Below are 26,653 nucleotides of genomic sequence, written 5' to 3'. Positions count from 1 at the left end.
ACCTTTTGGACACTGCCATGACCTCTTTCGAATCCACTCTGCTTTCCCGCATCGTCAGTGAGCTGGCGTCTTCCCACGCCTTGATGAATTGCCTCATCAAGGAATTCGCGCTGCCGGAAAAGTGCCTGACTTATAACTGGCCGGAAGATCGCCGGGGTATAGCGCCGGCCAATTATCTGAGTTGGTTGCAAGGCGGTGGTATCCCGCTGCTGATAAACTTTCCCGGCGATCGCCAGTTCTTTCTGGTCGTCGATCGACAGGATGAACTCGGCAGCCAGCGTTATCTATCCGATATCTATGTAAGACGGGGTGACCAGGCCTGGTATTGCCCGGACTTTCCTGCCTTCATCGATTTTCTGCTGGAGGCCTGCGAAGAACTCGCCGGCGCCCACAATAACGAATTGCTGCAACAGGTCCTGCAGAGCCAGCGCCTGACCGCGGCCATCGTCGACCACGTGCAGGTCTCGCGCCATCCCGCTCCGCTCAGCGACTATCTGGCCAGCGAGCAGGGCCTGTGGTTCGGCCACCCCAATCACCCGGCACCCAAGGCCCGGCGCTGGCCGGAGCCCTTGCCGGCCGAGGCCTATGCACCGGAACTGCACACCAGCACCCCCATGCACGTGCTAGAGGTGCCCCGTGCCGGGCTGCGGGTGGCGGGCAACGGCCTCAGCGATGCCCAGGTGCTGCAGGGCTTCGTGGACCAGGCGCAGACCGCCCCGGGGCGCGTGCGCATCGTGCTGCACCCGGTCCAGGCGCAGCTGTTCCTGGGCGATCCACGGGTCCAGACCCTGCTCGCCCAGGGCGAGCTCCGCGACCTCGGCGCCAGCGGCGCGCTGGCCAGCCCCACGGCCTCCATGCGCACCTGGTACCGCGAAGGCCATGCCTTCTTCGTCAAGGGCTCGCTCAATGTGCGTATCACCAATTGCGTACGCAAGAACGCCTGGTACGAACTGGAAAGCACCCTGATCGTCGACCGCCTCATGCAGCGCTTGCAGGGGCGGGTGGCGGGCCTGGACATGGTGCGCGAGCCCGGCGCCCTGAGTTGGGCACCGCCGGCGGCGAGTGCCGAGGACGAGCGCTGGTTCCGCGAGCAGACCGGTGCCATCCTGCGCGAGAACTTCTGCCTGGAGCATGGCGCCGACTGCTGCCTGCTGGCCGGCACCCTGTTCGCCCGCGACACCCGCCTGCAGCCGCTGCTGCAGGACTTCCTCACCCGCTGCGGCGGCCAGCCAGCCAGCGATCAGGCGCGGTTGGCCTGGTTCCAGGACTATCAGCGGCTGCTGCTGGGGCCGGTGCTGCGACTGTTCTTCGAGCACGGCGTGGTGCTGGAACCACACCTGCAGAACTGCGTGCTGGTGCATGACAACGGCCGGCCCATCCGCCTGCTGCTGCGCGACTTCGAAGGCATCAAGCTGACTGACAGCCTGGGCGCCGAGGCGCTGGACGCCCACGTCCAGCCCCGGGTGCGCCAGTCGTTGCTCTATAGCCGCGACCAGGGCTGGCGGCGCATCGCCTACTGCCTGTTCGTCAACAACCTCGCCGAGGCGGTGCTGGCGCTGAGTTGGGAGCGACCGCACCTGGCGCCGCGTCTGTGGCGGCAGGTGGAAGCCGAGCTGATCGCCATCCGCCGCGACCTGCAACGCGCCGCCCCCGAGTTGGATGCGCTGATCGCCGGCCAACCCATTCCCTGCAAGACCAATCTCAAGGTACGCCTCGCGGCCCAGGCCGATCGCCAGGCCGGTTACGTACAGTTGCCTTGCCCCTGGGGCGCGGAGGTGCGTTATGGGTGAGCTTCCTGCCGCGGTACGCACCGCCCTGGTGGAGGCCCAGGCGCAGTCCAGCGATCCGCTGGTGGCCTTCGTCTACGATCTCGATGCCCTGCGGCGGCACGTCGCCGCGCTGATGGCCGAATTGCCGCCAGGCGTGGAGCTGTACTACGCCATCAAGGCCAACAGCGAGGCGCCGATCCTGGCGGCCCTGGCGCCGCTGGTGCACGGCTTCGAGATCTCTTCCGGTGGCGAGATCGACCGCCTTGCCGCCTGCCCGCAGCGCAAGCCGTTCGTCTTCTCCGGGCCGGGCAAGCTGGATTCCGACCTGCGCACCGCCCTGAGCGCCGGGGTCGAAGCCATCCACCTGGAGAGCCTCGGCGAGATCCAGCGCCTGCAACGCCTGGCCCGTTCCCTGGGGCGGAGACAGCCGGTGTACATCCGCATCAATCCGCAATTGCCGGCCGGGCTGACCAGTACCCTGGCCATGGCCGGCACGGCGACACCCTTCGGCTTCGACGAGGCCGACCTGTCCGCCGCGGTGGCGGCGGTGGAGGCGGCCAGTCACCTGCAGCTGCAGGGCTTCCACGTGCATGCCCTATCGCACCATCATTCGGTGGAGCGCCATCTGCAGCTGCTGGACTTCTACCTGGAGCGCTGGCCGCACTGGCGTGGCCTGGCCCGGCGCCCGGAGAGCCTGGTGCGGCTCAACGTCGGTGGCGGCATCGGCGTGGATTACCGCGAGGGCCGGCGATTCGACTGGGCGCGGCTGTGCGCCCACCTGGGCGCCCGCCTGGCCGCCCAGGCGCAGCCGCCGCTGATCCGCTTCGAACCGGGTCGTTTCCTCGCGGCCTTCTGCGGCTACTACGCCATGGAGGTGCTGGATACCAAGACCAGCCACGGCCAGCACTTCCTGGTTTGCCGCGGCGGGACCCACCAGTTCCGTCTGCCGGTGGCCCAGGGGCACGATCACCCGGTGCTGCACCTGCCGCGCGAGGCGCGGGCGACCACGACGGGGGGCAAGGCCTGGACGGTGGTGGGCCAGCTCTGTACCCCCAAGGACATCCTCAGCCGCGGCCAGCCGCTGGGTGAGGTACGGGTGGGCGACCTGCTGGTGCTGCCCCTGGCCGGCGCCTATGGCTACAACATCTCCCACGCGGACTTCCTCTGCCATCCGCGCCCACGGCAACTGTTCCTCGACGGGAACGGAAGGGCCTCGGCGTGAGCGTGGCGATCCCGCGGGTCTGGGTGGCGGTGAACGTGCTGCTGGGCACGGTCACCGTCAGCCTGGCCAATACCGCGCTCAATCCAGCGCTGCCGGCCTTCATCGCCGCCTTCGACCTAGGTCCACTGCTGGCCAGCTGGATCGTCGCCAGCTTCATGCTCGCCATGGGCATCACCATGCCGCTGACCGGTTTCCTGGCCGGGCGGATCGGTCGGCGGCGGCTCTATCGCCTCGGGCTGCTGGCCTTCATCGCCGGTTCGACACTGGGCGCCCTGGCCGACTCCATCGCCGGGGTGCTGGCGGCGCGGGTGATCCAGGGGGTGGCCAGCGGCCTGATGATCCCCCTGGCGCTGGGCATCATCTTTTCCGTCTATCCCAAAGAGGAACGCGGCCGGGTGACCGGCTGGTGGGGTGGGGCGGTGATGCTGGCACCGGCGCTGGGTCCGCTGTGCGGCAGCCTGCTGCTGGAGGTGTTCGACTGGCGCGCCCTGTTCCTGCTCAACGTCCCGGTGGGCCTGCTGGCCCTGGCCATGGGGCAGGTGGTGCTGCCCGCAGATGCCCCCCGCGAACACAAGCCCTTCGACCTGGCCGGCTATCTGCTGATCGCCACTGGCCTGGGGTTGCTGCTGGTGACCCTCGGCCGGCTGCGCGAGCTGACGGCGCTGGGCGAACCTCTCAATCTGCTGGCCCTGGCGGCCGGATTCCTGTGCCTGCTGGCCTTCGTCCGCCTGCAACTGCGGCGCCGCCATCCGCTGCTGCCGTTGCGACTGTTCGCCCTGCGCGGCTACCGGGCCAGCGTCATCATCGCCGTGGTCCAGGCGGTGGGCATGTTCGAATGCCTGGTGCTGCTGCCGCTGCTCATCCAGCTGGTACTGGGCCACAGCGCGCTCTGGACCGGTCTGGCACTGCTCTGCACGGCGCTGGCGGCGGCGCTGTTCGGTCAGGTCGGCGGCCGTCTGCTCGACCGTCGCGGACCCCGCGGGGTGATCGCCACCGGCCTGACCCTCAGCGGCCTCGCCACCCTGGCCCTGGGGGTGGTCGGCAGCCATGCCGGGCTCGCCTGGATCTGCGCGCTGATGGTGCTGCGCGGCGTCGGCCTGGGGCTGTCCTACATGCCGGCCACCACCGCCGGCCTCAACACCCTGCCGGATACCCAGGTCACCCAGGGCGCGGCCATGAACAACATCGCCCGGCGGCTGGTGTCCTCGGTGGCCGTGGTGGCCGCCTCCCTGTGGCTGGAACTGCGCCTGGGCGGCGCGGCCGGCTGGGGCCCGCGCCAGGCGGCCACCGGCGTCGCCATCCAGGACGCCTTCGTCGCCACCGGCCTGTTCATCCTGCTGGCACTGCCCTGGGCCTGGCGCTTTCCCGCCGGCCAATCCCTTTCCGTTCGGAGGTACTCATGACCGCTCAGTTTTCACTTCCTGCGCAGCCCTGGCCGTCGCCCGCCGACGCCGCCCTCTATCGCCAGGTCGAGCAGCGCGTGGTGGCGCAGCTGCTGCAGACGCTGATCTACGAAGAGGTGCTCAGCGCCCAGGTACAGCCAGTGGCGGATGGCCTGGCGCAGTATCGCCTGGCCGGTCGCGCCGCCGATGGCCAACCGGTGCAGTACCTGGGCTATGCGCCCGCCGCTGCCAGCTTCGGCCTGATCCGCCTGGACCCCCAGCGCCTGGTGCGCCAGGACGCCCAGGGGAGCCGTGCGCCGACGCTGCACGAGACCCTGGCCGAACTGCTTGCCGAGCGGAGCGACGCGCCGCTGTGGCCGCGCTTCGTCCAGGAGCTGGAGCAGACGTTGCTCAAGGACCTGCAGTCGCGCCGCCAGGATTATCGTCCTGACCGCCCGGCCCACGAACTGGACGTGGACGCGCTGGAGCGGCACTTCATGGATGCCCATGGCTACCACCCCTGCTACAAGTCGCGCATCGGCTTCTCCCTGGCCGAGAATCGCCGCTACGGACCGGAGTTCGGCGAGCCGATCCAGCTGGTCTGGCTGGCCCTGGCGCGTGACCGGGCCTCGGTGGGGCATTCCCGTCGACTGGACTTCCCGGCTTTCATCGCCGAGGAGTTCGGCAAAGAGCGCTGGGCGGCCCTGGCCGCCGACTGGCGCGAACAGGGACGGGCGTTGGACGACTACCAGTTGATCCCCGTGCATCCCTGGCAGTGGGAGCAGCACCTGGCCGCGCTGTTCCAGCCCGAACTGGTCAGCGGCGAGCTGCTTTATTTGGGCACCTCCCTCGACCAGTACGCCGCCCAGCAGTCCATCCGCACCCTGGCCAATCGCAGTGCGCCCCAGCGGCCCTACGTCAAGTTGGCGATGTGCCTGACCAATACCTCCAGCACCCGCATCCTGGCGCGCCATACGGTGCTCAACGGCCCAATCATCACCGACTGGCTGCAGCGCCTGATCGAAACCGATGCTACGGCCCGCGACCTGGACTTCGTGGTGCTCGGCGAGGTCGCCGGCGTCGCCTACGACAGTCGCGCGCTGCCGGTCAGCCGGGCGGGGCAGGTCTATGGCACCCTCGGTGCCATCTGGCGCGAGAGCATCCATGCCTATCTGCGCGCGGATGAACAGGCGGTACCCTTCAACGGCCTGACCCAGGTGGAGAATCGCTACGGCCAGGGCGCGCCGCAGCCCTTCGTTGCCGCCTGGATCGAGCGCCACGGCCTCGACGCCTGGCTGCGGCAACTGCTCAAGGTCACGGTGACGCCGCTCATGCACATGCTCCACGCCGAAGGCATCGGCATGGAGTCCCATGGCCAGAACATCGTGCTGATCCACCGCGACGGCTGGCCGCTGCGCATCGCCCTCAAGGATTTCCACGACGGCGTGCGCTACGCCGAGCGCCACCTGGCGCGCCCGGAACTGCGCCCGACCCTGGAGCCCTTGCCGGCGAGCCATGCGCGGATCAACCGCAACTCCTTCATCCTCACCGAGGACGTGGCGGCGGTCCGCGACTTCACCTGCGATGCCTTCTTCTTCATCGCCCTGGGCGAGCTGGCGGTGTTCCTGCGCCAGCACTTCGCCCTGGCCGAGGCCGACTTCTGGCAGGCGACCGCCACAGTCATCCTCGACTACCAGCGCGCCCATCCCCAGCACCGGGAGCGCTATGCGCTGTTCGACGTCTTCGCCCCCACCTTCGAGGTGGAGGAGCTGACCAAGCGGCGCCTGCTGGGCGATGGCGAGCGGCGCTTCAAGGCGGTGGCCAACCCCCTGCATCCCTATCGGCCCGCCGCATGCTGAGGCGCAATCGACTCAAGGCCGCCCTGGCGGCCGGCATGCCCAGCCACGGCCTGTTCGCCTCGCTGCCTACGCCCGCCAGCATCGAGCTGATCGCCGAAGCCGGCTATGACTTCGTGATCATCGACATGGAGCACGTGCTGATCAATCCGGAAACCCTGGAGAACATGATCCGCACCGCCGAGAGCTACGACCTCACGCCGCTGGTGCGGGTGCCGGACGCCGAGCCCAAGCGCCTCTTGCGCCTGCTCGATGCCGGCGCCCAGGGGATCGTGCTGCCCTGCGTAGAGGACCCGGCGGTGCTGGCCGCCGCGGTGCGCGCCTGCAAATACCACCCGGAGGGCGAACGCAGCCTCAATGCCGGGCGTCCGGGCTCCTTCGGCAAAACCAGCCTGGCCGACTACGTGACCCGCGCCAATGCGCAGATCCTGGTGGTCGCCATGATCGAGAGCGCCGCGGGCGTCGCCCGGGCGGCGGAAATCGCCGCGGTACCGGGAGTGGACCTGCTGCTCGAAGGGGCGGCGGACCTGTCGCAATCCCTCGGCCGCCCCTGGCGCATCGCCGATCCAGAGGTGCAGGAGGCCCTGCGCCAGACCTGGGCCGCCGCCCAGCGCCAGGGCACCCCCTATTGCGCCATCCCCCGGCAGCCGGAGGACCTCGACCTCTGGCGCGCCCGGGGCGTCACCACCTTCGTGCTCGGCGACGAGCGCGGCATCGCCTTTCGGGCCCTGCAGGCCCGCCTGACCGCCCATTCCTGCGGAGAATCCCCATGAACGCCCAGACCCTCGCCACCGACCTGATCCTGCAGGACCTGTTCGACTGCCTGCTGGCCGAAGACATCTTTGCCCCGCTTGCCGTGACCCTGGCGGCCGCGGCCCCGGAACATCCCGCCATCCTGCAGCCGGCCGCCCCGGAGGAGCGCCTCTGGGAATACTGCTGCGATCCCCGCGAACAGCGCTTCATCGCCGCGCGGGTGCGCCCGGGCATCACCCAGGCCTGGGTGAAGGTGCCCGGTACGCCGCTCCTGGCGCGCCAGGGCGACGCCTGGAGCATCCTCACGCCCGATGCCTTCGTCACCCTGGTGTTCGCCCAGGCGGCCGCCGACCCGGAGCAGGCGCGAGGCATCGCCCTGCTGCGCGAGACCCTGGCCACCAGTCTGCGGCAGACACGGTTGTCGCTGGAACGGCCCCTGGTCCCGGGTCCGCTGCTGCAGGGCGACGGCCAGGCCGCTTTCCTACAGCTTGAACGCTGGGCCGCCCTGCGGGATCGACCCTATCACCCCCTGGCCAAGGCCAAGCTGGGGCTGAGCGACGCCGACTACCAGGCCTATCAGGCCGAATTCGACCAACCCGTGCGCCTGGCCTGGGTCGCGGTGCGCCGCGATCAGCTGCTGTGCGGCGAGGGCGTGGCGGCGGAGGGCCAGGGGCCGGCAGCCGACCTGCTGACCCCAGCCGCGCTGGCCGAGTTGCAGGGCGAATTGCAGCAGCGCGGCGTGGCCGAGAGTCACCTGGCGCTGCCGGTACACCCCTGGCAACTCGCCGAGGGACTGCCGGGCCGCTTGGACGAGGCCTTCGCCAGCGGCGTTTGCCAGCACCTGGATTTCGCCGGCGCACGCTGCCACGCGACCTCGTCGCTGCGCTCCATGCTCATGGAGGAGGGCGCGGGCGTGGCCCAGCTCAAGTTGCCCATGGCGATACATTCCCTGGGCGCTTCGCGCTACCTGCCGGCGGTGAAGATGATCAACGGCTCGCGCAGCGAGGCCCTATTGCGCCAGGCCCGCACCCTGGACCCGGTGCTCGCGGAGAGCCTGCACCTGTGCGACGAGTCGCGCTGGTGGGCCTTCATGCCGCCGGCGGCGACCCTCTTCGACGAGGCGCCGCGGCATCTGTCAGCCATGGTGCGCGGCTATCCCGCGGCGCTGCTGGCCGATCCGGACTGCCGCCTGCTGCCCATGGCCGCGCTCGGTACGCCGCTGCCGGGCAGTCGCCGACATTTCTTCGATGACTGGCTGGCGGCCCGTGCGCTGGCACCGACGCCGGCCAATGTCCTGCTGTTGCTGGGTGAGCTCTGCCACAGTTTCATCGACCTCAACCTACGGCTGTTCCGCCTCGGCCTGCTCGGTGAGGTGCACGGGCAGAATGCCGTGCTGGTCTGGCGCGCCGGGCGCATCCAGGGCCTGCTGCTACGCGACCACGACTCCCTGCGCCTGTACGTGCCCTGGCTGGAGCGCCAGGGCCTGGCCGATCCGCAGTACCGGATCAAGCCTGGCCATGCCCAGACCCTCTACCACGAGCATCCGCGCGACCTGCTGTTCTGGTTCCAGACCCTGGGCATCCAGGTCAACCTCAGGGCCATCTTCGAGACCCTAGCGAGCTGCTACGATATCCCGTTGACCGCCGCCTGGACGCTGCTGCGCGAGGTGCTGGAAGAGCGCATCGCGACCCTGGACTTCGATGCTGAGGCCCGGGCACTGCTCCGGGAAACGCTGTTCGAGGCGCCGGACTGGCCGCAGAAGTGGCTGCTGCGCCCGATGATCGAGCGGGCCGGAGGGCCCGGCAGCATGCCGTTCGGCAAGGGCAGGGTGGTCAATCCCTTTCATCAGGTGAGCCATGCCCCCTAGTTCGTCCTCAGCCATGACCCGCCGCCGGCTCCTTGAGCTCGGCGGCGTTCTTGCAACCGGCCTGGCGCTGCAGCCGGGCGTGGCCCAGGCGCAGCCCGGGCGGGTGGCCAGCCTGTTCCAGGGCGCCACCGACAGCGCCGTGGCCCTGGGACTCAGGCCCTGCGGCGTGGTCGAGTCCTGGAGCGAGAAACCGGTCTATCGCTATCTACGCCCGGCGCTGGCGGGGGTGCCTTCGCTGGGCCTGGAAACCCAACCCAGCCTGGAGGACCTGGCGCTGCTGGCGCCGGAGCTGATCGTCGCCTCGCGCTTTCGCCATGGTCGGATCGCGCCCTTGCTGCAGCAGCTGTGCCCGGTGGTGATGCTGGAGGAGGTCTTCGAATTCAAGCAGACCCTGCTGGCCCTGGGCACCGCCGCGGGGCGTGAGGCAGCTGCCACGGCGCTGCTGCACGCCTGGCAGGCGCGCATCGATCACCTGCGCGCCGCGCTGCAGCGGCACTACGGAGCCCAGTGGCCGCCGACGGTGGCGGTACTGGACGTGCGCGCCGATCACCTGCGCAGCTACCTGCCCGACAGCTTCGCCGGACGAGTACTCAGCGAGCTGGGCTTCGCCTGGCCAGCAGCCAGCCAGGGCAACGCCAGCCCCTCGATCAAGCTGACCTCCCGGGAAAGCCTGCCGGTGGTGGAGGCCGAGGTCTTCTTCGTCTTCCTGCGTGCCAACCAGGCCGCAGTGCAGCGCAACTACGCGAGCCTGATCGAGCACCCGCTCTGGCAGCGCCTGAGCGCACCCCGGCGCGGCCAGGTCTGGCGGGTCGATGGAGTGGCCTGGAGCCTGGGCGGCGGCATTCTCGCGGCCAATCTGCTGCTGGACGACATCGAGCGCGTCCTGGCCATCCAGGGGGCTGCATGACTGCGCCGTTCAGATTGCTGCTGCTCGCCCTGGCCTTGGCGCTGACCGCCGTGCTGAGCCTTTCGGTCGGCGCCCGCTGGATCGCGCCTGGTAGCGTAGTGGCTGCCCTGGTGCAGGACTCCTCGCTGGCGCTGGACGCCACCCTGGTCAACACCACCCGGTTGACGCGCCTACTGGTCGCCCTGGTGGTGGGCGCCAACCTGGCGGTGGCCGGTGCCCTGATGCAGGCCATGACGCGCAACCCCCTGGCCTCGCCGGGACTGTTCGGCATCAACGCCGGCGCTACCTTCGCCCTGGTGCTGGGCATCACCCTGCTGGGGCTCTCCAGCACGGAAAGCTGGGTGCTTTGCGCGTTGCTGGGCGCGGCGGTGGCCGGCACGCTGGTGTGGTTACTGGGCAACCAGGGCCAGGCGCGCCTTACGCCGCTGCGCATCGTGCTGGCCGGCGCCGCCCTGGCGGCGCTGTTCACCGCCTTCAGCCAGGCACTGCTGGTGATCAACCAGGAGGGCCTGGATAGCGTGCTGTTCTGGTTGGCCGGCTCGGTAGGCGAGCGCAACCTGGACACTGCCGCCCCCTTGCTGGTGTTCAGCCTGCTGGCCCTGGCCGCCGCCGTGGTCTTGGCCGGGCAGCTCGACGTACTGGTCGCCGGCGACGACCTGGCCCGCGGCCTGGGTCAGCCCATCGGGTTGATCCGCCTGCTGGCCGGGGTGCTGGTGATTTGTCTGGCCGGCAGCGCCGTGGCCCTGGCCGGCAACATCGGCTTCATCGGCCTGATGGTGCCGCATCTGGTCCGCGGGCTGTTGGCGCGATCACGCCATGAGCATCGTTGGCTGATCCCGGGCTGCGCCCTGGGCGGGGCCCTGCTGCTGGTGCTGGCCGACAGCCTGGCGCGGGTGGTGATCCTGCCCCAGGAGGTGCCCGTGGGCATCATGACCGCCCTGTTCGGCGGGCCCTTCTTCATCCATCTCGCGCGCCAGGGAGGCCGCCATGGCCGCTGAAGTCGTCTGGCGGCTCGGCCGTTTCTCCCGGCGTGTGGCGCCGGCCATCCTGAGGCGGCTGACCGTCGCTGCGCTGGTGGCCCTGGCGGCCTTGCTGCTGTGCCTCTGCTTGGGCAAGGTCTGGTTGACACCCACCCAGGTGCTGGCCGCCTTTGCCGACGACGCGAATGGTGGGCTGGGCTTCATCGTCACCCAGCTGCGCCTGCCCCGAGCGCTGCTGGCGGCCCTGGTGGGTGGCGCCCTGGCGGTATCCGGCCTGCTGCTCCAGGGGCAGGTGCGCAATCCCCTGGCGTCCCCGGACCTGCTGGGTATCACCAGTGGCGCCAGTGCCGGGGCGGTCTTCTATCTGGCGTTTCTGGCGGAAGGTCTGGGGCCCAATGGCCTGCCGCTGGCCGCCATGCTCGGCGCGGGCCTGGCGGCGCTACTGGTCTATGGCCTGGCCTGGAATCACGGAGCCTCGCCGTTGCGCCTGGTGCTGGTGGGGGTAGGGGTGTCGGCCATGCTCGCCGCGGCCACTACCTTCCTGCTGGTGTTCAGTCCGCTGACCACCACGCTGTCCGCCTACGTCTGGCTGACCGGCAGCGTCTATGGCGCCAGCTGGCCGGAGGTGCGCGCCCTGGGCCTCTGGTGGCTGGCCCTGTTGCTGCCACTGGCGGCTCTGGCTCGACACGCCGTGCTGGCGCAACTCGACGACGACCTGGCTCGCGGCCTCGGCGTGCGCCTGCAGCGGCAGCGCGCGGCCTTGCTGGCACTGGCCGTGGCCCTGGCCGGGGTGGCCATCGCTGCGGGCGGCGCCATCGCCTTCGTCGGGCTCATCGCGCCCCATATCGCCCGTCGCCTGGTACCGGGCGGTTTCGCCGGTCAGGCGCTGATGGCGGCCCTGGTGGGGGCCCTGCTGGTGATGCTCGCCGATCTCCTGGGTCGTACCCTGTTCCTGCCCCTGGATCTGCCGGCCGGCATCTTCGTCGCCGCCCTGGGGGCCCCCTTTTTCCTCTACCTGCTGATCCGGCAACGTCCCTGAAGGAGTCTTCATGGCAACCCTGGCCAGCCGCGGCCTGACCCTCGGCTACGGCACCCAGACCATCATCGAGGCCCTCGACCTCGAACTACCACCGGGCCAGGTCTCGGTCCTCATTGGCAGCAACGGCTCCGGCAAGAGCACCCTGCTCAAGGCCTGCGCCCGGCTGCTGGAGCCGCGCCAGGGCCAGGTGCTGCTCGACGGCCAGGACATCCACCGGCAGTCCACCGCCGCCCTGGCCCGGCGATTGGCGGTCCTGCCACAGACCCCGGTGGCGCCCGAGGGCATCAGTGTGCGGCAGCTGGTGAGCCTGGGCCGCTATCCGTACCAGAACTGGATGCGTCAATGGTCGGCGGACGATGCCGCGGCGGTGGACAAGGCGCTGTGCCTCACCGACCTGCTGGGGCTGGCGGAGCGGCCGGTGGACGATCTCTCCGGCGGTCAGCGCCAGCGCGCCTGGATCGCCCTGACCCTGGCTCAAGATACCGATTGCCTGCTGCTGGACGAACCCACCACCTACCTGGACCTGGCGCACCAGATCGAGGTGCTGGACCTGTTACGGCAGCTGAACCGGGAGGAGGGCAAGACCATCGTCATGGTGCTGCACGACCTCAATCTCGCCTGCCGCTACGCCGATCACCTGGTCGCCGTCCACCAGCGGCGTGCCTTCGCCCAGGGCGCACCCGCGGCGGTGTTGACGCAAGCCCTGGTACGCGAGGTGTTCGCCCTGGAATGTCGGATCATCGCCGATCCCTATTTCGGCACGCCGCTGTGCATTCCCTTTGGCCGCGAGGTACCGCCATGTGCCTGAGGCCTGCCTTGGCGGCTGAACACCTGCAGGTATTGCGCGAGACCTTCGGCCTGCGCGAAGCCAGCGAGCGCGACGGGCAGCACAGCCAACCGGTCGCCGTCTGGCTGGACGCCGCGCGCTGCGCCGAGTTGCTCGACGACCTGGCGGAGCGAATGGAAGCCCCCACGCGGCGGGTCGCGGCGTCGCTGCTGACCAAGCGGCTGGGCTTCCTCACCACCGGGGTGGCCTTCCAGGCCCTGTCGGCCTACGGCCGGCGTCTGGACCTTTCGCCTGGCAATGTCTGGATCGAGGATGGCCACGTCCAGGGGCGCTGGCGATCGGCCCTGCCGTTGAGCGACACCCGGCCGCTGCCCGCCCTGGAGGATCATGCCGCTGCCCGCGCCTGGCTGGCGCGCACCCTGTTCGGTGATCTGCTGCAACCGCTCTGGGAGACCCTGGCACGGGTCGGCCGCGTCTCGCCCCGCATCCTCTGGGAGAATGCCGCGGTGCGGCTCTACTCGCTGTACGACCGGCGCCTTGCGGAATTGGACGATCCGGCCATTCGTGCCCGCTGCGCCGAGGACTTCGCCTGGCTGCTGGCGGCCACGCCGGCGGAGCTGGGCCTGGAGACCAATCCGCTGGCGCAGTTCCGCCGGCCTGCAACAGCCAGTACCGTGGGACGTCCCGTCCGTTTCCGACGTACCTGTTGCTTCTACTATCAGGCGACGGCGCCCGCCGAATACTGTTCCAACTGTCCGTTGATGCGTCCGCGGGAGGTCGCATGCCCGGCCACCTGAGCGAGCTACCCGCCGAGCTGATCGCCGGCTACGCCGAGGTATCCGCCTCGACCCTGGGCCATCTCGGACGTACGGGTTACCTGCCCGAGCTCAAGCCCGCGGTAGCCGGCACGCGCCTGCTGGGCCGGGTGGTCACGGTGCGCATCCCCTTGCCCCACGGCGCCCTGTTGCGCGAGGCGCTGATCGCCAGCCGCCCGGGCGACGTCCTGGTGATCGAGGCCGTCGGCGATCCCCACTGCGCCTGCTGGGGCGAATTGCGCACCTTGGCGGCCCTGATCAAGGGCCTGGCCGGCGTGGTGGTGAGCGGCGCCATCACCGACATCCAGGCAATTCGCCAGCTCGGCCTGCCGGTGTTCCATCGCGGCATCAGCGCCGTCACCACCCAGGGCGGCGAGGCGCTGGGCGAATTGAACGTCGAACTCCAGCTCGGCGAGACGCTCGTCTGCCCCGGTGATCTCGCCCTGGGAGACGACGACGGATTGTTCGTCCTGTCGCCCGCGCTGGCCGCAACCTTGCTGCCACTGGCCCAGGCCAAGGAAGCCGCGGACCAGGCGCGGCGTGCGCAACTGCTGCAGCGGCTCACCGAAGGGCGCTAAGGCTACTATTCCGGCTTGGTGCCGATCTGCTCGCGCAAGAGCTGCAGATAGCGCCGCGCGCCCAGACCCTGGGGGCGGCTCTTGATCCAGATGACGTCGATCCAGCGACGGATCTGGCTGGCCATGTTGTCGAATTGCACCTGTTCGAGCAGCCCGGCGGCGATCAGTGGGCGCACCAGCGGATGGGGCAGATAGGCCCAGCCCAGCCCGGCCTGCACCAGGTCCAGCGTCGCCAGATAGCTGTCGGTCAGCCAGACCCGCTGCGACAGCACGATCTGCGGGTCCGAGGCGTTGCGGTCGCCGCCGGCCACCACGATCTGGCGGGTGTCGGCCATCAGCGTTTCGCCCAGAGGTCGACCGGTGCGGGTCGAGGGGTAGCCGGGCGCCGCCACCGCCGTGAGCAACTGGCTGCCGGCCTCGGCGAAACCTTCCTGCTCGTTGATCCCCGGTCGTTCGAAGATCAGCGCCAGGTCGACGCTGCCCTCGTGCAGCAGGCGGATCGCCTCGGCGCGCGCCGCCGAGCGGATCTCGATTTCCAGCGCCGGAAATTCCTCGGCCAGGGTCACCAGCGGCCGACTCCAGGCACCGGTCTGCAACTCCGGCGCCATCACCAGTACGAAGCGCCGCTCCAGCCCCCCGTGCAGCTGCAGGGCATGGGCGTCGAGCAGCGTGAGCTGGCTGGCTACCTGCCGCGCCTGGGGTTCGAGGGCACGGGCCGCAGGCGTCGGTAGCGCCTTGCGGGTGGCGCGATCGAACAGTACCAGGTCCAGTTCGGCCTCCAGTTGGGAGATCGCCATGTTCACCGCTGACGGCACCCGCCCCAGGACGCGAGCCGCCGCGGAAAAAGAGCCTTCGTCGATCACGGCGAGGAAGACCCGGAGCGTTTCGCTGGTGAAAGCCATGGTTGTCAATTTCGCTGATAACGATCGTCTTTTTGTATCAGCCAGACAGGCTTAGAGTCCAGTCAGACAACGATGGAGACAGCGACATGAGCGAGTCGATGGCGGGCCAGGTGGCCCTGATCAGCGGTGCCGGCAGCGCAGTCGGCATAGGCATGGCGATCGCCCGGCGTCTGGGTGCGGCAGGGGCGCGGTTGATCGTCACCGCCAGCAGTGCCCGGATCGCGGAGCGGGTGGCGGAATTGCGCGCCGCCGGCTTCACCGCTGAAGGGCGGGCGCTGGATCTTACCGAGGAGGCCGCCGTTGGCGACTTCTGCCAGTGGGCCGAAGCGCGTTGGGGCCGCATCGACATCCTGGTCAACAATGCCGGCATGACCATGCAGGGCAGTCCAGAGCCCCTGGTGGAGGTGGCGCGGATGACCCTGGCCGACTGGAATCTGACCCTGGCGCGCAACCTGACCACGGCCTTCCTGCTGACCCGCGCCATATTGCCCGGCATGCAGGCGCGCGGCTATGGCCGCATCGTCCATGTCAGTTCCGCCACCGGCACCCGGGCGGGCATTCCGCAGGCGGCGGCCTACAGCGCGGCCAAGGCGGCCATGGTCGGCATGAACATGAGTCTGGCGCTGGAGGTGGCCGGGCAGGGCATCACGGTCAACGCCGTGGCCCCTGGCTGGATCGAGACCGCCTCCAGCCTGCCGGAAGAATTGCAGGCCGCGACCCGGGTCCCCGTGGGTCGCGCCGGCCGCCCCGCCGAGGTCGCCGCGGCGGTGGCCTTCCTGGCCTCGCCCGAGGCGAGCTACATCACCGGGGAATACCTGGTGGTGGACGGCGGCAACAGCCGCATCGAAAACAAGGGGGCCTGACATGCAGCCGGTCGTACTGGTCAGTGGGGTACTGGGGGGCATCGGGGGGGCGGTGCGCGAGCATTTCCTGCAGGCGGGCTGGCAGGTCTTTGGCACCGATCTCGACGGCGCGGCCCTGGCGACGCTACAGGCCGACGGCCGCCTTGCCGGTCAGCACGCCGCCGACCTGCGCCAGGCGGGCGCGAGCCGGGAGGTGGTCTCTCGCGTTCTGGACCGCCTCGGTCGCCTCGACGCCCTGGTCAACTGCGCCGGCGTCTGGCGCGAAGGCCCGGCCGAGACCTTCAGCGAGGAAGACTTCGACCTGGTGCTGGACGTCAATCTCAAGGCCAGCTTCTTTCTCTGCGCCGCGGCCATCCCCGCGCTGCGCGACACCCGCGGCGCCATCGTCAACCTGAGCAGCGATGCCGGTCGCCAGGGCAATCGCAATGCCGCCGTCTACTGTGCCAGCAAGGGCGCGGTGACCCTGATGACCAAGGCCCTGGCACTGGACCTGGCGCCCAGCGGGGTGCGCTGCAACAGCATCTCCCCCGGCGATGTGGCGACGCCCATGCTGAGCTTTCAGGCAGAGCGCTACGGCAATGGCGATCCCGCCGCCTATCTGCGGGAATTGCTGGAGAAGTATCCGCAAGGCGAGCAGGCGCGCTTCATCCAACCCGAGGAAGTCGCCGAACTGGCCTTTTTCCTGTGCCAACCCGCCGCCCGCTCCATCACCGGCGCCGACCTGGCCATCGATTGCGGCGTCTCGGCCGGGCACTGAGCCCGGCCGAGACGCCCTCCACCCCAAGAGGAGTCCGACATGACCACCAGTGGTATCAGCGAAGCCGCCGTCCAGACCTTCGTCGCGGCCGAACGCGAGCGCTTCCTGGCGCGCAATCCCAAATCCCTCGCCCTGGCCGAGCGGGCCCGGCACTCGCTGTTCGGCGGCGTGCCCATGCACTGGATGAACGACTGGTCGATGCCCAGTGCGCTGTTCGTCAGCCATGCCCAGGGTTCGCGCTTCCACGATGTAGACGGCCACGAGTACATCGACTTCTGTCTGGGCGATACCGGCAGCATGTTCGGCCATTCGCCGGCGCCCATCGCCCGGGCCCTGGCCGAGCAGGGCGCGCGCGGGCTCACCACCATGCTGCCCGGCGAGGATGCCGTGGTCGCCGGGGAGTTGCTCGCCGAGCGCTTCGGCCTGCCGTTCTGGCAGGTGGCGACCACCGCCACCGACGCCAACCGCTATGTCATCCGCTGGGCGCGCGCCATCACCAATCGCAAGGTGCTGCTGGTGTTCGACGGCTGCTATCACGGCACCGTCGACGACGTCATGGTGCGCCATCAGGAGGGGCGCACCGTGCACCGCGGCGGCCTGATCGGCCAGGCGCACAACCTGGCCGAGACCAGCCGGGCCGTGCCCTTCAACGACCTGGCGGCGCTGGAGGAGGCGCTGGCGAAGGGTGACGTTGCCGCGCTGATCTGCGAACCGGCCATGACCAACATCGGCATGGTGCTGCCCACCCCGGGCTTCATGGACCAGGTCCGCGCCCTGACCCGGCAATACGGCACCCTGCTGATCATCGACGAGACCCACACGCTGTCCACCGGCCCCGGCGGCTGTACCCGCGCCTGGAATCTGCAGCCGGACTTCATCACCTTCGGCAAACCCATCGCCGGTGGCGTGCCCTGTTCGGCCTATGGCTGCAGCCACGAGATGGCCCAGGCCATGCGCCTGGCGCAGCAGCACGCCAGCGAGACCAGCCACGGCCATGGGCACAGCGGCATGGGCACCACGCTGTCGGCCAATGCCCTGGCCATGCGCTGCCTTAGAGTCAACCTGGAGGAAGTGGCGACGCCGGCCGCCTACGAACGGATGCTGCCGCTGGCAGCGCGACTGGCCGCCGGTCTGCGCGCGGTGATCGCCCGCCATGGTCTGGCCTGGTCGGTGACGGAGCTGGGCGCCCGCTGCGAATTCCAGTTCTGCGCCACGCCGCCCACTACCGGCGCCGAGGCGGAAGCCGCCTTCCATGACAGCCTGCAGCAGGCGTTGCACCTCTATCTGATCAACCGGGGCATCCTCATCACCCCCTTCCACAACATGACCCTGTGCTGCCCGGATCTCGCTGCGGCGGACGTCGATCTACTGCTCGCCACCCTCGACCAGGGCCTCGCCGAACTCCTGGCGCTGCCAGGCGCCCGGGAGTGTCAGCCATGAACTTCGCCGACGCCCAGGAAGCCCGCGACTTCCTCGCCGCCCACCCCGAGGTGCGCAGCATCGAACTCATGCTGATCGATGCCAATGGCGTGCCCCGCGGCAAGCTGCTGCACCGGGACGAATTGCTGGCCATCTACGAGGAGGGCCGGCCGCTGCCCAGCTCCATCCTGGCGCTGACCCTGCAGGGGGAAGACGTCGAAGCCACCGGTCTGGTCTGGGAGGTCGCCGATGTCGACTGCTGGACCTATCCACTGCCCGGCAGTCTGACCCTGCAACCCTGGCGCAGCACCCCGACCGGTCAGGTGCAGGTGAGCATGCACCCGACCCAGGGGCTGCCGGCCACGCCCGCCGATCCCCGGCACGCCCTGGTACGGGTGATCGAACGGCTGCAGGCCGACGGCTTCCAGCCGGTGATGGCGGTGGAACTGGAGTTCTATCTGCTCGACCGCACCCGCGATGCCCAGGGCCGGCCGCAACCGGCGCTGCAGATGAATGGCGTGCGACCCGGCTCGCCGCAGGTCTACGGGGTCTACGAACTGGAGCAGCTGCAGCCCTTTCTCGATGACCTCTACGCTGCCTGTGAGGTGCAGGGCCTGCCGGTGCGCACGGCCATCTCCGAATACGCCCCCGGCCAGCTCGAACTGACCCTGCTGCACCGTTTCGACGCCCTGCAGGCCATCGATGAAGGCGTTCGCTACAAGCGCCTGGTCAAGGGCGTGGCCAACCGCCACGGCCTGCAGGCTTGCTTCATGGCCAAGCCGTTCGGCGACCAGGCGGGCAGCGGCCTGCACCTGCACGTCAGCCTGGCCGATGCCGAGGGCAACAACCTCTATGCCAGCGAGGACCCGCAGGGCACGCCGCTGCTGCGCCATTCCATCGGCGGCATGCAGCACCGGATGCTGGATGCCCTGGCGATCTTCTGTCCCAACGCCAACTCCTACCGCCGTTTCCAGGCCAACAGTTACGCGCCGCTGGCCAAGAGCTGGGGGGTCAACAACCGCAGCGTGTCCCTGCGCGTGCCCGGCGGTCCGGCCAGCAGTCGCCATATCGAGCACCGCATCTGCGGCGCCGATGCCAATCCCTATCTGGCCGCCGCGGCCATCCTCGCCGCCATCCACGAAGGCATCCGTGACGAGCGTGACCCGGGACCCGCCATCGTCGGCAATGGCTACGAGCAGGCCACCGACCTGCTGCCCACCGACTGGCTGACCGCGCTGCAGGCGCTGGAGCGCTCTGCGTGGATCAAGGAGGCGCTGGGGGAGCGGTTCATCGAGGTCTACCTCGCCATCAAGCGCGCGGAATACCGGCAGTTCATGGCCGAGGTGGGGGAGCAGGACTGGCGCTGGTATCTGACCCACGCCTGAGGGGGCGCTACCTGATCAGTTCGGCTCGCCCGGCACGGCGGTGAGGCGATTGACGCTGATGATGCCGCCGTTCCAGATCATCTCAACCGGCGCCGCCTGGACCACCGCACTGATCCGTCCTGGGGTCAGCAATGCCCAGCAGTGGTTGCCGGGACGCCGCACCGAGCGATAGCGCAGGCCTGGGCAGCCGGCGCGTTTGGCGGCGGCGCCAAGACTACGCGCCGCGCCGTAGTCTGCGGGGTGGTAGAGGGCATCGGTCGCTTCCAGCACCAGGGCATCGCGGAAGCCCTCTTCAGAGAAGCTCACCGAAAGATTGCGGAAGACGAACCGCTCGTATTTCAGCGCGGGCACCTTCGACCAGTACGCTTGCTGATGATAGCGAACCTCGGCAAGGGCGGTATCGGGATGGTCGGCGAGGTAGAGAACGCCAAAGCTGCCATCGCTGAAGCGAGACCCTGCGGGATTTACATGGGTGAAAGGTGCCACGGCATAGGAGCAGCCAGAGATACCGAAGGGGATCTGTGCCAGGGGGATCAGCTCCAGACGCCCTAGCTCGTTCTGCAGTCGCGGGTTGGTCAGAGCCTGCAACTGGTGCAGCGCCGCGAAGTCCTCGGCATTGGCGACATCGTCGAACAGGTCGATTGGCGGAAACTTGGAATTGATCAGGCGATGCCCCTGTAGCCGCTCATCCGCGAGCAGGGGCAGGTCTTCCAGCTTCACCATCCAGCACCGCGCAGGACGTCGATACGCCGGAAGGTCTCATAGAGCGAGATCATGTCGCCCTGGGCCATGATCTCCAGAGGCGAACGGCCATTGAAGAACTCATTGTGATTGGCCATGGCGACGAAGCCGTAGACGTTTTCCGGGTTGTCGAAGACCAGGCGTAGCGCGGAATGCATGTTCAGCACCAGGCTGACACGCTGGAGCTGATCGGCATCCAGACTCACCGCCCAGTTACCTTCCCGCTGCAAGGCCCGGGTGTAGGTGCTGCGCGAGATGCGCAAGATGCGGCAACTCTGCTCACTGGAGGCCTGCCATCTGTCCAGAATGTTGAGCGCTGCCCGTAGGCCGGCCGTGCTCTGGCTTTTCGAAAACTGTTCAACGGCAACGACCTGGGACATAGGATTCTCCAATCTGTAGATGCAAATATAATGAAATTGCGTCTACAGATAAAGAGATAAGGTAAAACTGATCACCGGGTAGTCCGTGAACATCCCGGATCAGGATGCAAGGCTGGCCCGCCAGTGCCGGTCGCGGGTCGAAGGCCGCCGGTGCAGGCGCTCGTCCAGCAGTACGCCTGCCTTGGTGTGGTCGCCCCCGCGCAGCAGGGCGACCAGCAGGGTGTCTTCGATGACCTCGCGCTGGGCGCCACTGCCACCGATGCGGGCGACATCCGTGCGCAGCGGCTCCAGCAGCCGTGCGCAGCCGTCATAGTCCTCGTCGGCGAAGGCCAGCAAGGCGCGGCAGAGCAGGGGGACGACCGGTCCGGCGGAAAGAGTGCCGTCGCACAGGCGGGCTTCGAGTCCGGCCACGCGTTCTTCCAGCGCCTGCCGATCCCCGGTCGCCGCCGCGATCAGGGCCATATGGACGTCGGCGAAAGCCAGCCCCGGTTGCTGGAACAGCCCGGACGCACTGGCCGCAGTAGCCTGCCAGAGGTCGGCTGGCACCTCGTGGCCATAAAGCCCCAGGCGCCAGAGAAAGGAGGCGTTGTCGCTGACCCGGTTGAGCGGACCGGCTGTGGACGCGGCTGGCGCTACGAAGCGCTGATAGAGGTCCAGCGCGCCCTGGCTGTCGCCCTGTTCGAGGGCCACCAGGGCGCCGTGCCAGGCGATATGGCCATGCAGGATACCGTGATGGGGGTACTCGGGCAGCCAGCCTGCGATCAGGGCCTGCGCGGCCGGGCTGTCGCCGGATTCGTGCAGGACATGGGTCAGGGCATGGGCTGCATTGACGTTGTGGCGGCGTAGCTCCAGCGCCCGCTCGGTGAGCGTACGGCCCCGCACCACCTCGCCGTTCTCGCCCAGGGACCAGCCGCGGTAGGTCAGGAACCACCAGTCATCCGCAGCGAAATGGCGGGCATGGCGCTCGCAGAGATCGACCCGTGCCTGATCGTGATCGGCCCGCCCGGAAAATGCCAGCAGGCCGAAAGCACCCAGGGGCAAGCCCAGGATCAGGATGTCCCGCGGCCAGCGGTCGGCATGCGCCAGCGCATCTTGCAGCGCCTGGGCGGATTCACCGGCGATCAGCCGCTGCAGGACCTGCACATGGCTGCGCTCGCGCTCCGTGCCGCGCCGCTCGACCAGCCGCTGCGCCTGCGCGATGGCCTTCCGGGCGGCGCCGGCCTGGTTGTCGATCAGCTGCAGCCGCGCCCGCGCTGCAAGCGCCAGGGCGAAATCAGGATCGGCGGCGATGGCCTCATCCAGCGCCTCGGCCGCCCCCGGCCAGAGCGATAGCAGCAGATCGACACCGGCCTGGTAGCGCTCGGCGGCGTGGGCGGAAGAGGTAGAGAGGGGGAGGTCGTAGCGGTCGGTGTGAAAGGAAGGCATTTTCAACTTGGACTAGAGGAGCGGGGGTCTTCGGCAGCATGCCGAGACGGTTCATGCTGCCTAGATAGCAGGCCCGGCGCCCGAAGGGTACTGCAGCTCATTCCTGCAAGGCGTGAAAGATCCTCATATCCCCAGGCTCCTCAGAACAATGCGGCGATCGTTCACTCCCCCAGCGCCTGGCCGATGCTCATGCCGAGATCGCTATGGATCAACATGGCGGTGATCCGCGGATCTGCCTCCAGGATGCTGTAGGGCCCGGGTCCACGGGCGCCGTAGACACCTTGCCAACGCTCCATCACCTTCCACGCGGTCGCCCAGCGTCATGGTGCACCGCGCTGACTCAGCGCCCCAGCGCCGCGATCAGCGCCTGGCGAAAGACATTCACCGCCGGCGGCAATTCGCGGCCCGCCATGCTCTGCAATTCGATCCGCCGCGCGGCCAGGCCTTCGTCCAGCAGGGGCAGGGCCACCAGTTGGCCTTCGCGCAGTCGACTACGCAGGCTCAGTTCGCTTGAGAGCGCCACGCCACCGCCCAAGGCGGCGAAACGATAGAGCGCCTGCATGTTGTTGCTCACCAGCACGGGCTCGAAGGAGAGTCCCTGGACGCCACAGCAGATGTCGAACAGCTGGCGCACCGTGGTATCGGGCATCGGCAGCGCCAGCGGAAAGGGCTGTAGGTCGGCCAGGGTCAGCCCGGTACGGCCGGCGAGGGGATGCTCGGGCGCCACCACCGCCTCGATGGCGCCACTCAAGGTGGCGTCGACGCTGATGTCCGGCTCTGGCCTGAGGCTGAAGGTGAGGCCCAGGTCGGCGTCACCTTCCTGGACCCGGCGCGTGACCGCCGCCGGCGCGCAGACCTCCAGGGAAAAGTGGATGCCGGCATAGTCCTGGCGAAAGGCCACGATGACCTCGGGCAGGAAGTCCAGCGAAAAGCCTTCGGTGGTGGCCAGGCGTACCTGGCCGCGGCGCAGGTCGGCGAGGCCCCGCAACTCGGCCGCGACCTGCTCGCTGGCCAGCTGCGCCTTGCGCGCATGCACGGCCAGACGCTCGCCGGCGGCGCTGGGCACGACGCCACGGGCGCGGCGTTCGAGCAGCGGCGTCTCCAGTTCGCGCTCCAGTTTGGCGATCTGGCGACTCACCGCACTGGCCGCGACATTGAGCCGCTGGGAAGCTTCGCTGATGGAGCCGCACCGCACCACCTCGAGGAAATAGCGCAGGGCGGTGGACTGAATGCCGTAGGGCTGCATAGGGCCTCCTTTGCCGAAAAGGCATGGCTCGCATCTAAATATTCTGCTTGTGGCATGGGATGGCAAGACCTAGAGTCGGGTCAATAGACCAATAACAGGCTTCAGCAAGAACTCCTTTCCCGCGTTTCGCGGACCTGCCTTTGACCAACCACCGCCCCGGAGACAGACGGCATGGGACTCAAAGGTTTCGCTTGTGGCATCGCGTTTTCCCTCTTCCTGGCCCAGGGCCAGGCCTTCGCCGGCAAGGCCAACGACACCCTGGTCTACGCCTCCGACACCGAACCCGAAAACGTCAGCCCCTATCACAACGATGCCCGTGAAGGCGTCATCCTCGCCCACCTGGCCTGGGATACCCTGATCTACCGCGACCCCCAGACCGGCGAATACAAGCCGATGCTGGCCACCCATTGGCAGCAGGTTGATCCGCTGACCCTCAACTTCGATCTGCGCCAGGGCGTGACCTTCCACAACGGCGATCCCTTCACCGCCGATGACGTGGTCTTCACCTTCAATTACGTAGCCTCGCCCGAGGGCAAGGTGGTCACCCAGCAGAACGTCAACTGGATCAAGAGCGCCGAGAAGCTGGGCGAGTACAAGGTCCGCCTGCACCTCAAGCAGCCATTTCCAGCCGCGCTGGAATACCTGGCCAATCCCTTGCCCATCTATCCCGGCAAGTATTTCCAGAAGGTGGGCTTGGCGGGCTTCGCGCAGAAGCCGGTGGGTACCGGGCCCTATCGCATCGTCGCGGTCACCAGCGGCCAGGGGGTCACGCTGGAGCGCAATCCCGACTATTTCAAGGACAGCCCCCAGGGGCAGCCACGCATCGGCCATATCCAGTTCCGGGTGATTCCCGACGCCGAGACCCGACTCGCCGAACTCATGACCGGCGGCATCGACTGGGCCTGGCGCGTGGCGCCGGACCAGGCCGAGCAACTCAAGGCCGCGCCCAATCTCACCGTGGAGAGCGGCGCCAGCATGAGGATCGGCTTCCTCAGCATGGATGCCCAGGGCGCCTCCAGCCCGGATTCACCCTTTGCCAAGGCAGAGGTGCGCCAGGCGATCAATTACGCGATCAACCGTAAAGCCATCGCCAGTCAGCTCATGGGGGGCGGCAGCCAGCCGCTGCAGGTGGCGTGCTATCCGGAGCAATTCGGTTGCGACGCCAAGGCGGTACCGGGCTACCCCTACGACCCGGCGAAGGCCAAGGCCCTGCTCAAGGCCGCCGGCTATCCCAATGGCTTCAGCACCGAGATCTTCGCCTACCGCGACCGCGACGTGGTCGAGGCGCTGATCGGGGACCTGCGTGCGGTGGGCATCGACGCCAAGCTGCGCTATCTGAAATACGCCGCCCTGCGTGACCAGCAGCGCGCCGGCAAGGTGCCCATGGCCTTTCTGGCCTGGGGTTCCTTCTCCATCGCCGATGCTTCGGCGGCCACCGGCGTCTACTTCAAGGGCAATGCCGACGACGTGGCTAAGGATCCCCAGGTGATCGACTGGCTCAAGGTGGCCGACACCGCCATGGACCCGGCCGTGCGCAAGGAGAACTACCGCAAGGCGCTGCAGCGGATCGCCGAGCAGGCCTACTGGGCACCGGTGTTCAATTATTCCATCAACTACGCCTTCACCTCGGACCTGGCCTTCCAGCCCTATCCGGACGAGTTGCCGCGCTTCGCCCTGGCCCACTGGAACTGATCCGTCCCGGCGCCCCCCACGGGGGCGCCCCTAGCCGAGGAGCTGAGCATGTCCGCATACCTCCTGCGCCGCCTGGGTATCGCCCTGGCCGTGGCCTTTACCGTTTCCCTCATCAGTTTCTTCCTGCTGCACCTGTCCGGCGACCTGGCCACCGCCATCGCCGGCCCCGAGGCCACCGCCGAACAGATCGAGGTGGTGCGTCATCAGCACGGCCTCGATAAACCCCTGGCGACCCAGTACGTCGAGTGGGTCGGGCAGTTGCTGCGGCTGGACCTGGGGCAGTCGTTCTTCTTCCAGGAGTCGGTGCGGGATCTGATCGCCAGCCGCCTGCCCATCACCCTGACCCTGGGCGCCATCGCGCTGCTGGTGGCGCTGCTCATCGCCATCCCGCTCGGGGTGCTGGCCGCGGTCAAGCGCGACACCTGGATCGACCGCCTGGCGCTGACCCTGGCGATCTTCGGCCAGGCCATGCCCAGCTTCTGGTTCGCCCTGGTGCTGATCGTCATCTTTTCGGTGACCCTGAAGTGGCTACCGGTATCTGGCAACACCACCTGGCAGCACTTCATCCTGCCGGCGGTCGCCCTGGGCTACTACGCCACCCCCTCGCTGATGCGCCTGACCCGTGCCGGGATGCTCGATGTGCTGGGCGCCGACTACATCCGCACCGCCCGGGCCAAGGGCCTGAGTCCGGCGCGGGTGCTGTTCAAGCACGCCCTGCGCAATGCGCTGATCCCGGTGGTGGCCCTGGCCGCCGTGGAGTTCGGCTTCATGCTGGGCGGCTCGGTTGTGATCGAGGCGGTGTTCTCCCTGCAGGGCATCGGCCAGCTGGCCTGGGACGCCATCGCCCGCAACGACTTCCCGGTGGTGCAGGCCATCGTCCTCTTGATCGCGTTGATCTACATCGTGCTGACACTGGTGGCCGATCTGCTCAACGCCTTGCTCGACCCGCGCATTCGCGTGCGCTAGGAGGCCCCATGACCGTCGCCAATCCCTTCGTGCTCGACGACTATCTGCCCCCGCGGCCGACCCTGGGCCGCCAGCTGCGCCGCTGGTTCGGCCACCGCGGCTTCGCCCTCGGCGCCGTGCTGCTCGTCGTCATCGTCTTCGCCGCCCTGGCCGCGCCCTGGCTGGCGCCCCACGATCCCTATGCCCAGGACGTGATGCAGCGGATGAAACCACCGGTATGGATGGCCAAGGGCACCTGGGCCCATCCGCTGGGCACCGACAAGCTCGGTCGCGACTATCTCTCCCGGCTGCTCTATGGCGCGCGCATCTCGCTATTCATCGGCCTTGCCGCGGCGCTCATCTCCGGCGCCATCGGCACCTTGCTCGGGGTGTTGGCTGGCTACTACGGCGGCAAGATCGACGCCCTGGTGAGCTACCTGGTGACCACCCGCTTGGCCCTGCCGGTGGTGATGGTGGCCCTGGCCGCCGCCTCCCTGGTAGGTGGCTCGCTGCAGGTGGTGGTGATCCTGCTCGGCTGCCTGCTATGGGATCGCTTCGCCGTGGTGGTGCGTGCCGCCGTGCAGCAGATCCGTGACGCCGAATACGTGGCCGCCGCCCAGGCGCTGGGCTGTTCACCCTGGCGGGTCATCGTCGGCGAGATCCTGCCCAACGTGCTGGGGGCGCTGATCGTGGTGATCACCCTGGAGATGGCCCACGCCATCCTGCTGGAGGCGACCCTGTCCTTTCTCGGCGTTGGCGTGCAGCCACCGTTGCCGTCCTGGGGCCTGATGATCGCCGAAGGCAAGCCCTACATGTTCTTTTCGCCCTGGGTGATCGCCATTCCCGGCATCGCCCTCATGCTGCTGGTGCTGGCCATCAACCTGGTCGGCGACGGCATCCGGGATCTGGCCGCGCCCAGCGGGCGCAACTAAGCGGAGGACTG

The 26,653-nt window shown here is 68.6% G+C and carries 25 protein-coding genes; 19 read left to right on the top strand and 6 right to left on the bottom strand.

Features of this window, described 5'->3' with window-relative positions:
• Positions 1 to 17 precede the first annotated feature (17 nt).
• Genes NRG74_RS06795 through NRG74_RS06740 form a run of 12 tightly spaced genes read left to right on the top strand, consistent with a single transcriptional unit; the run spans position 18 to position 13,955 of the window.
• The gene (locus NRG74_RS06795) at positions 18 to 1,790 is read left to right on the top strand and encodes an IucA/IucC family protein (RefSeq protein WP_257706107.1); all 1,773 of its coding nucleotides are present in this window, start codon (positions 18 to 20) and stop codon (positions 1,788 to 1,790) included.
• Positions 1,783 to 2,991: a type III PLP-dependent enzyme gene (locus tag NRG74_RS06790; protein WP_257706106.1), complete on the top strand. Its 1,209-nt coding sequence runs from the start codon at positions 1,783 to 1,785 to the stop codon at positions 2,989 to 2,991. The genes NRG74_RS06795 and NRG74_RS06790 overlap by 8 nt, the downstream gene beginning before the upstream one ends.
• Positions 2,988 to 4,394: a DHA2 family efflux MFS transporter permease subunit gene (locus tag NRG74_RS06785; RefSeq protein ID WP_257706105.1), complete on the top strand. Its 1,407-nt coding sequence runs from the start codon at positions 2,988 to 2,990 to the stop codon at positions 4,392 to 4,394. The genes NRG74_RS06790 and NRG74_RS06785 overlap by 4 nt, the downstream gene beginning before the upstream one ends.
• Positions 4,391 to 6,232, top strand: a complete 1,842-nt coding sequence (locus NRG74_RS06780) for an IucA/IucC family protein (protein WP_257706104.1) — start codon at positions 4,391 to 4,393, stop codon at positions 6,230 to 6,232. The genes NRG74_RS06785 and NRG74_RS06780 overlap by 4 nt, the downstream gene beginning before the upstream one ends.
• Positions 6,226 to 7,002 (top strand): HpcH/HpaI aldolase family protein, encoded by a 777-nt coding sequence (locus tag NRG74_RS06775; RefSeq protein ID WP_257706103.1) that lies wholly within the window; start codon positions 6,226 to 6,228, stop codon positions 7,000 to 7,002. The genes NRG74_RS06780 and NRG74_RS06775 overlap by 7 nt, the downstream gene beginning before the upstream one ends.
• On the top strand, positions 6,999 to 8,849 hold the full coding sequence (locus tag NRG74_RS06770) for an IucA/IucC family protein (protein ID WP_257706102.1): 1,851 nt from the start codon (positions 6,999 to 7,001) through the stop codon (positions 8,847 to 8,849). Before NRG74_RS06775 ends, NRG74_RS06770 begins: the two co-directional genes overlap by 4 nt.
• Positions 8,839 to 9,756: an ABC transporter substrate-binding protein gene (locus NRG74_RS06765; protein WP_257706101.1), complete on the top strand. Its 918-nt coding sequence runs from the start codon at positions 8,839 to 8,841 to the stop codon at positions 9,754 to 9,756. Before NRG74_RS06770 ends, NRG74_RS06765 begins: the two co-directional genes overlap by 11 nt.
• Positions 9,753 to 10,754: a FecCD family ABC transporter permease gene (locus NRG74_RS06760; protein WP_257706100.1), complete on the top strand. Its 1,002-nt coding sequence runs from the start codon at positions 9,753 to 9,755 to the stop codon at positions 10,752 to 10,754. Before NRG74_RS06765 ends, NRG74_RS06760 begins: the two co-directional genes overlap by 4 nt.
• Positions 10,744 to 11,775 carry a FecCD family ABC transporter permease gene (locus NRG74_RS06755; protein ID WP_257706099.1) on the top strand — a complete coding sequence of 344 codons (1,032 nt, stop codon included), beginning with the start codon at positions 10,744 to 10,746 and terminating at the stop codon, positions 11,773 to 11,775. The genes NRG74_RS06760 and NRG74_RS06755 overlap by 11 nt, the downstream gene beginning before the upstream one ends.
• A 10-nt stretch (positions 11,776 to 11,785) precedes the next feature.
• A complete protein-coding gene (locus tag NRG74_RS06750; protein WP_257706098.1) occupies positions 11,786 to 12,583 on the top strand; it encodes an ABC transporter ATP-binding protein in 798 nt (265 codons plus the stop codon).
• Positions 12,574 to 13,359 carry an IucA/IucC family C-terminal-domain containing protein gene (locus NRG74_RS06745; RefSeq protein WP_257706097.1) on the top strand — a complete coding sequence of 262 codons (786 nt, stop codon included), beginning with the start codon at positions 12,574 to 12,576 and terminating at the stop codon, positions 13,357 to 13,359. The genes NRG74_RS06750 and NRG74_RS06745 overlap by 10 nt, the downstream gene beginning before the upstream one ends.
• Complete coding sequence (locus NRG74_RS06740; protein WP_257706096.1) at positions 13,344 to 13,955, top strand: RraA family protein; 612 nt, start codon at positions 13,344 to 13,346, stop codon at positions 13,953 to 13,955. The genes NRG74_RS06745 and NRG74_RS06740 overlap by 16 nt, the downstream gene beginning before the upstream one ends.
• 5 nt (positions 13,956 to 13,960) lie before the next feature.
• Here NRG74_RS06740 and NRG74_RS06735 read toward each other — a convergent pair whose 3' ends face one another.
• Entirely contained in the window at positions 13,961 to 14,857 is an 897-nt protein-coding gene (locus NRG74_RS06735) for a LysR family transcriptional regulator (protein WP_257706095.1), read from the bottom strand.
• 86 nt (positions 14,858 to 14,943) lie between these two features.
• Between NRG74_RS06735 and NRG74_RS06730 the strand changes: the two genes are divergently transcribed.
• From NRG74_RS06730 to NRG74_RS06715, 4 genes are read left to right on the top strand one after another with little or no spacing between them, the layout of a single operon-like run.
• Complete coding sequence (locus NRG74_RS06730) at positions 14,944 to 15,720, top strand: SDR family NAD(P)-dependent oxidoreductase (protein ID WP_257706094.1); 777 nt, start codon at positions 14,944 to 14,946, stop codon at positions 15,718 to 15,720.
• A gap of 1 nt (position 15,721) precedes the next feature.
• Positions 15,722 to 16,477, top strand: a complete 756-nt coding sequence (locus NRG74_RS06725; RefSeq protein WP_257706093.1) for an SDR family NAD(P)-dependent oxidoreductase — start codon at positions 15,722 to 15,724, stop codon at positions 16,475 to 16,477.
• 39 nt (positions 16,478 to 16,516) lie between these two features.
• Positions 16,517 to 17,917 carry an aspartate aminotransferase family protein gene (locus NRG74_RS06720; RefSeq protein ID WP_257706092.1) on the top strand — a complete coding sequence of 467 codons (1,401 nt, stop codon included), beginning with the start codon at positions 16,517 to 16,519 and terminating at the stop codon, positions 17,915 to 17,917.
• A complete protein-coding gene (locus tag NRG74_RS06715; protein WP_257706091.1) occupies positions 17,914 to 19,281 on the top strand; it encodes a glutamine synthetase family protein in 1,368 nt (455 codons plus the stop codon). The genes NRG74_RS06720 and NRG74_RS06715 overlap by 4 nt, the downstream gene beginning before the upstream one ends.
• Before the next feature lie 15 nt (positions 19,282 to 19,296).
• Here the strand turns inward: NRG74_RS06715 and NRG74_RS06710 are convergent, their stop codons facing one another.
• The 5 genes from NRG74_RS06710 to NRG74_RS06690 form a co-directional block, all read right to left on the bottom strand.
• Positions 19,297 to 20,004 (bottom strand): RES family NAD+ phosphorylase, encoded by a 708-nt coding sequence (locus NRG74_RS06710; protein ID WP_257706090.1) that lies wholly within the window; start codon positions 20,002 to 20,004, stop codon positions 19,297 to 19,299.
• Positions 19,998 to 20,402 carry an antitoxin Xre-like helix-turn-helix domain-containing protein gene (locus tag NRG74_RS06705; protein ID WP_017640167.1) on the bottom strand — a complete coding sequence of 135 codons (405 nt, stop codon included), beginning with the start codon at positions 20,400 to 20,402 and terminating at the stop codon, positions 19,998 to 20,000. The genes NRG74_RS06710 and NRG74_RS06705 overlap by 7 nt, the downstream gene beginning before the upstream one ends.
• Before the next feature lie 99 nt (positions 20,403 to 20,501).
• Positions 20,502 to 21,827: a tetratricopeptide repeat protein gene (locus tag NRG74_RS06700; RefSeq protein ID WP_257706089.1), complete on the bottom strand. Its 1,326-nt coding sequence runs from the start codon at positions 21,825 to 21,827 to the stop codon at positions 20,502 to 20,504.
• Between the two features lie 161 nt (positions 21,828 to 21,988).
• Positions 21,989 to 22,123: a hypothetical protein gene (locus NRG74_RS06695; RefSeq protein ID WP_307774001.1), complete on the bottom strand. Its 135-nt coding sequence runs from the start codon at positions 22,121 to 22,123 to the stop codon at positions 21,989 to 21,991.
• A gap of 44 nt (positions 22,124 to 22,167) precedes the next feature.
• Positions 22,168 to 23,073: a LysR family transcriptional regulator gene (locus tag NRG74_RS06690; RefSeq protein WP_257706088.1), complete on the bottom strand. Its 906-nt coding sequence runs from the start codon at positions 23,071 to 23,073 to the stop codon at positions 22,168 to 22,170.
• A 171-nt stretch (positions 23,074 to 23,244) separates the two neighbouring features.
• Between NRG74_RS06690 and NRG74_RS06685 the strand changes: the two genes are divergently transcribed.
• Genes NRG74_RS06685 through NRG74_RS06675 form a run of 3 tightly spaced genes read left to right on the top strand, consistent with a single transcriptional unit; the run spans position 23,245 to position 26,642 of the window.
• On the top strand, positions 23,245 to 24,765 hold the full coding sequence (locus NRG74_RS06685; RefSeq protein WP_257706087.1) for an ABC transporter substrate-binding protein: 1,521 nt from the start codon (positions 23,245 to 23,247) through the stop codon (positions 24,763 to 24,765).
• Between the two features lie 48 nt (positions 24,766 to 24,813).
• Entirely contained in the window at positions 24,814 to 25,731 is a 918-nt protein-coding gene (locus NRG74_RS06680; RefSeq protein ID WP_257706086.1) for an ABC transporter permease, read from the top strand.
• A gap of 8 nt (positions 25,732 to 25,739) precedes the next feature.
• Entirely contained in the window at positions 25,740 to 26,642 is a 903-nt protein-coding gene (locus NRG74_RS06675) for an ABC transporter permease (RefSeq protein ID WP_068384181.1), read from the top strand.
• The last annotated feature ends 11 nt before the right edge of the window (positions 26,643 to 26,653 follow it).

The sequence above is a fragment of the Pseudomonas oryzihabitans genome, from assembly GCF_024652905.1.
In the GTDB taxonomy this organism is placed as follows: domain Bacteria; phylum Pseudomonadota; class Gammaproteobacteria; order Pseudomonadales; family Pseudomonadaceae; genus Chryseomonas; species Chryseomonas benzopyrenica.
The sequence above is the reverse complement of the archived record's forward strand: the minus strand, read 5'-3'. Positions and strand labels throughout refer to the sequence as shown.

Bases quoted from the DNA above. Each gene is read 5' to 3' on its own strand.
- NRG74_RS06745 (WP_257706097.1), top strand. From the start codon at position 12,574: ATGTGCCTGAGGCCTGCCTTGGCGGCTGAACACCTGCAGGTATTGCGC.
- NRG74_RS06685 (WP_257706087.1), top strand. From the start codon at position 23,245: ATGGGACTCAAAGGTTTCGCTTGTGGCATCGCGTTTTCCCTCTTCCTG.
- NRG74_RS06795 (WP_257706107.1), top strand. From the start codon at position 18: ATGACCTCTTTCGAATCCACTCTGCTTTCCCGCATCGTCAGTGAGCTG.
- NRG74_RS06765 (WP_257706101.1), top strand. From the start codon at position 8,839: ATGCCCCCTAGTTCGTCCTCAGCCATGACCCGCCGCCGGCTCCTTGAG.
- NRG74_RS06715 (WP_257706091.1), top strand. From the start codon at position 17,914: ATGAACTTCGCCGACGCCCAGGAAGCCCGCGACTTCCTCGCCGCCCAC.
- NRG74_RS06790 (WP_257706106.1), top strand. From the start codon at position 1,783: ATGGGTGAGCTTCCTGCCGCGGTACGCACCGCCCTGGTGGAGGCCCAG.
- NRG74_RS06740 (WP_257706096.1), top strand. From the start codon at position 13,344: ATGCCCGGCCACCTGAGCGAGCTACCCGCCGAGCTGATCGCCGGCTAC.
- NRG74_RS06700 (WP_257706089.1), bottom strand. From the start codon at position 21,827: ATGCCTTCCTTTCACACCGACCGCTACGACCTCCCCCTCTCTACCTCT.
- NRG74_RS06775 (WP_257706103.1), top strand. From the start codon at position 6,226: ATGCTGAGGCGCAATCGACTCAAGGCCGCCCTGGCGGCCGGCATGCCC.
- NRG74_RS06755 (WP_257706099.1), top strand. From the start codon at position 10,744: ATGGCCGCTGAAGTCGTCTGGCGGCTCGGCCGTTTCTCCCGGCGTGTG.
- NRG74_RS06680 (WP_257706086.1), top strand. From the start codon at position 24,814: ATGTCCGCATACCTCCTGCGCCGCCTGGGTATCGCCCTGGCCGTGGCC.
- NRG74_RS06720 (WP_257706092.1), top strand. From the start codon at position 16,517: ATGACCACCAGTGGTATCAGCGAAGCCGCCGTCCAGACCTTCGTCGCG.
- NRG74_RS06770 (WP_257706102.1), top strand. From the start codon at position 6,999: ATGAACGCCCAGACCCTCGCCACCGACCTGATCCTGCAGGACCTGTTC.
- NRG74_RS06730 (WP_257706094.1), top strand. From the start codon at position 14,944: ATGAGCGAGTCGATGGCGGGCCAGGTGGCCCTGATCAGCGGTGCCGGC.
- NRG74_RS06695 (WP_307774001.1), bottom strand. From the start codon at position 22,123: ATGGAGCGTTGGCAAGGTGTCTACGGCGCCCGTGGACCCGGGCCCTAC.
- NRG74_RS06690 (WP_257706088.1), bottom strand. From the start codon at position 23,073: ATGCAGCCCTACGGCATTCAGTCCACCGCCCTGCGCTATTTCCTCGAG.
- NRG74_RS06725 (WP_257706093.1), top strand. From the start codon at position 15,722: ATGCAGCCGGTCGTACTGGTCAGTGGGGTACTGGGGGGCATCGGGGGG.
- NRG74_RS06735 (WP_257706095.1), bottom strand. From the start codon at position 14,857: ATGGCTTTCACCAGCGAAACGCTCCGGGTCTTCCTCGCCGTGATCGAC.
- NRG74_RS06710 (WP_257706090.1), bottom strand. From the start codon at position 20,004: ATGGTGAAGCTGGAAGACCTGCCCCTGCTCGCGGATGAGCGGCTACAG.
- NRG74_RS06675 (WP_068384181.1), top strand. From the start codon at position 25,740: ATGACCGTCGCCAATCCCTTCGTGCTCGACGACTATCTGCCCCCGCGG.
- NRG74_RS06780 (WP_257706104.1), top strand. From the start codon at position 4,391: ATGACCGCTCAGTTTTCACTTCCTGCGCAGCCCTGGCCGTCGCCCGCC.
- NRG74_RS06750 (WP_257706098.1), top strand. From the start codon at position 11,786: ATGGCAACCCTGGCCAGCCGCGGCCTGACCCTCGGCTACGGCACCCAG.
- NRG74_RS06760 (WP_257706100.1), top strand. From the start codon at position 9,753: ATGACTGCGCCGTTCAGATTGCTGCTGCTCGCCCTGGCCTTGGCGCTG.
- NRG74_RS06705 (WP_017640167.1), bottom strand. From the start codon at position 20,402: ATGTCCCAGGTCGTTGCCGTTGAACAGTTTTCGAAAAGCCAGAGCACG.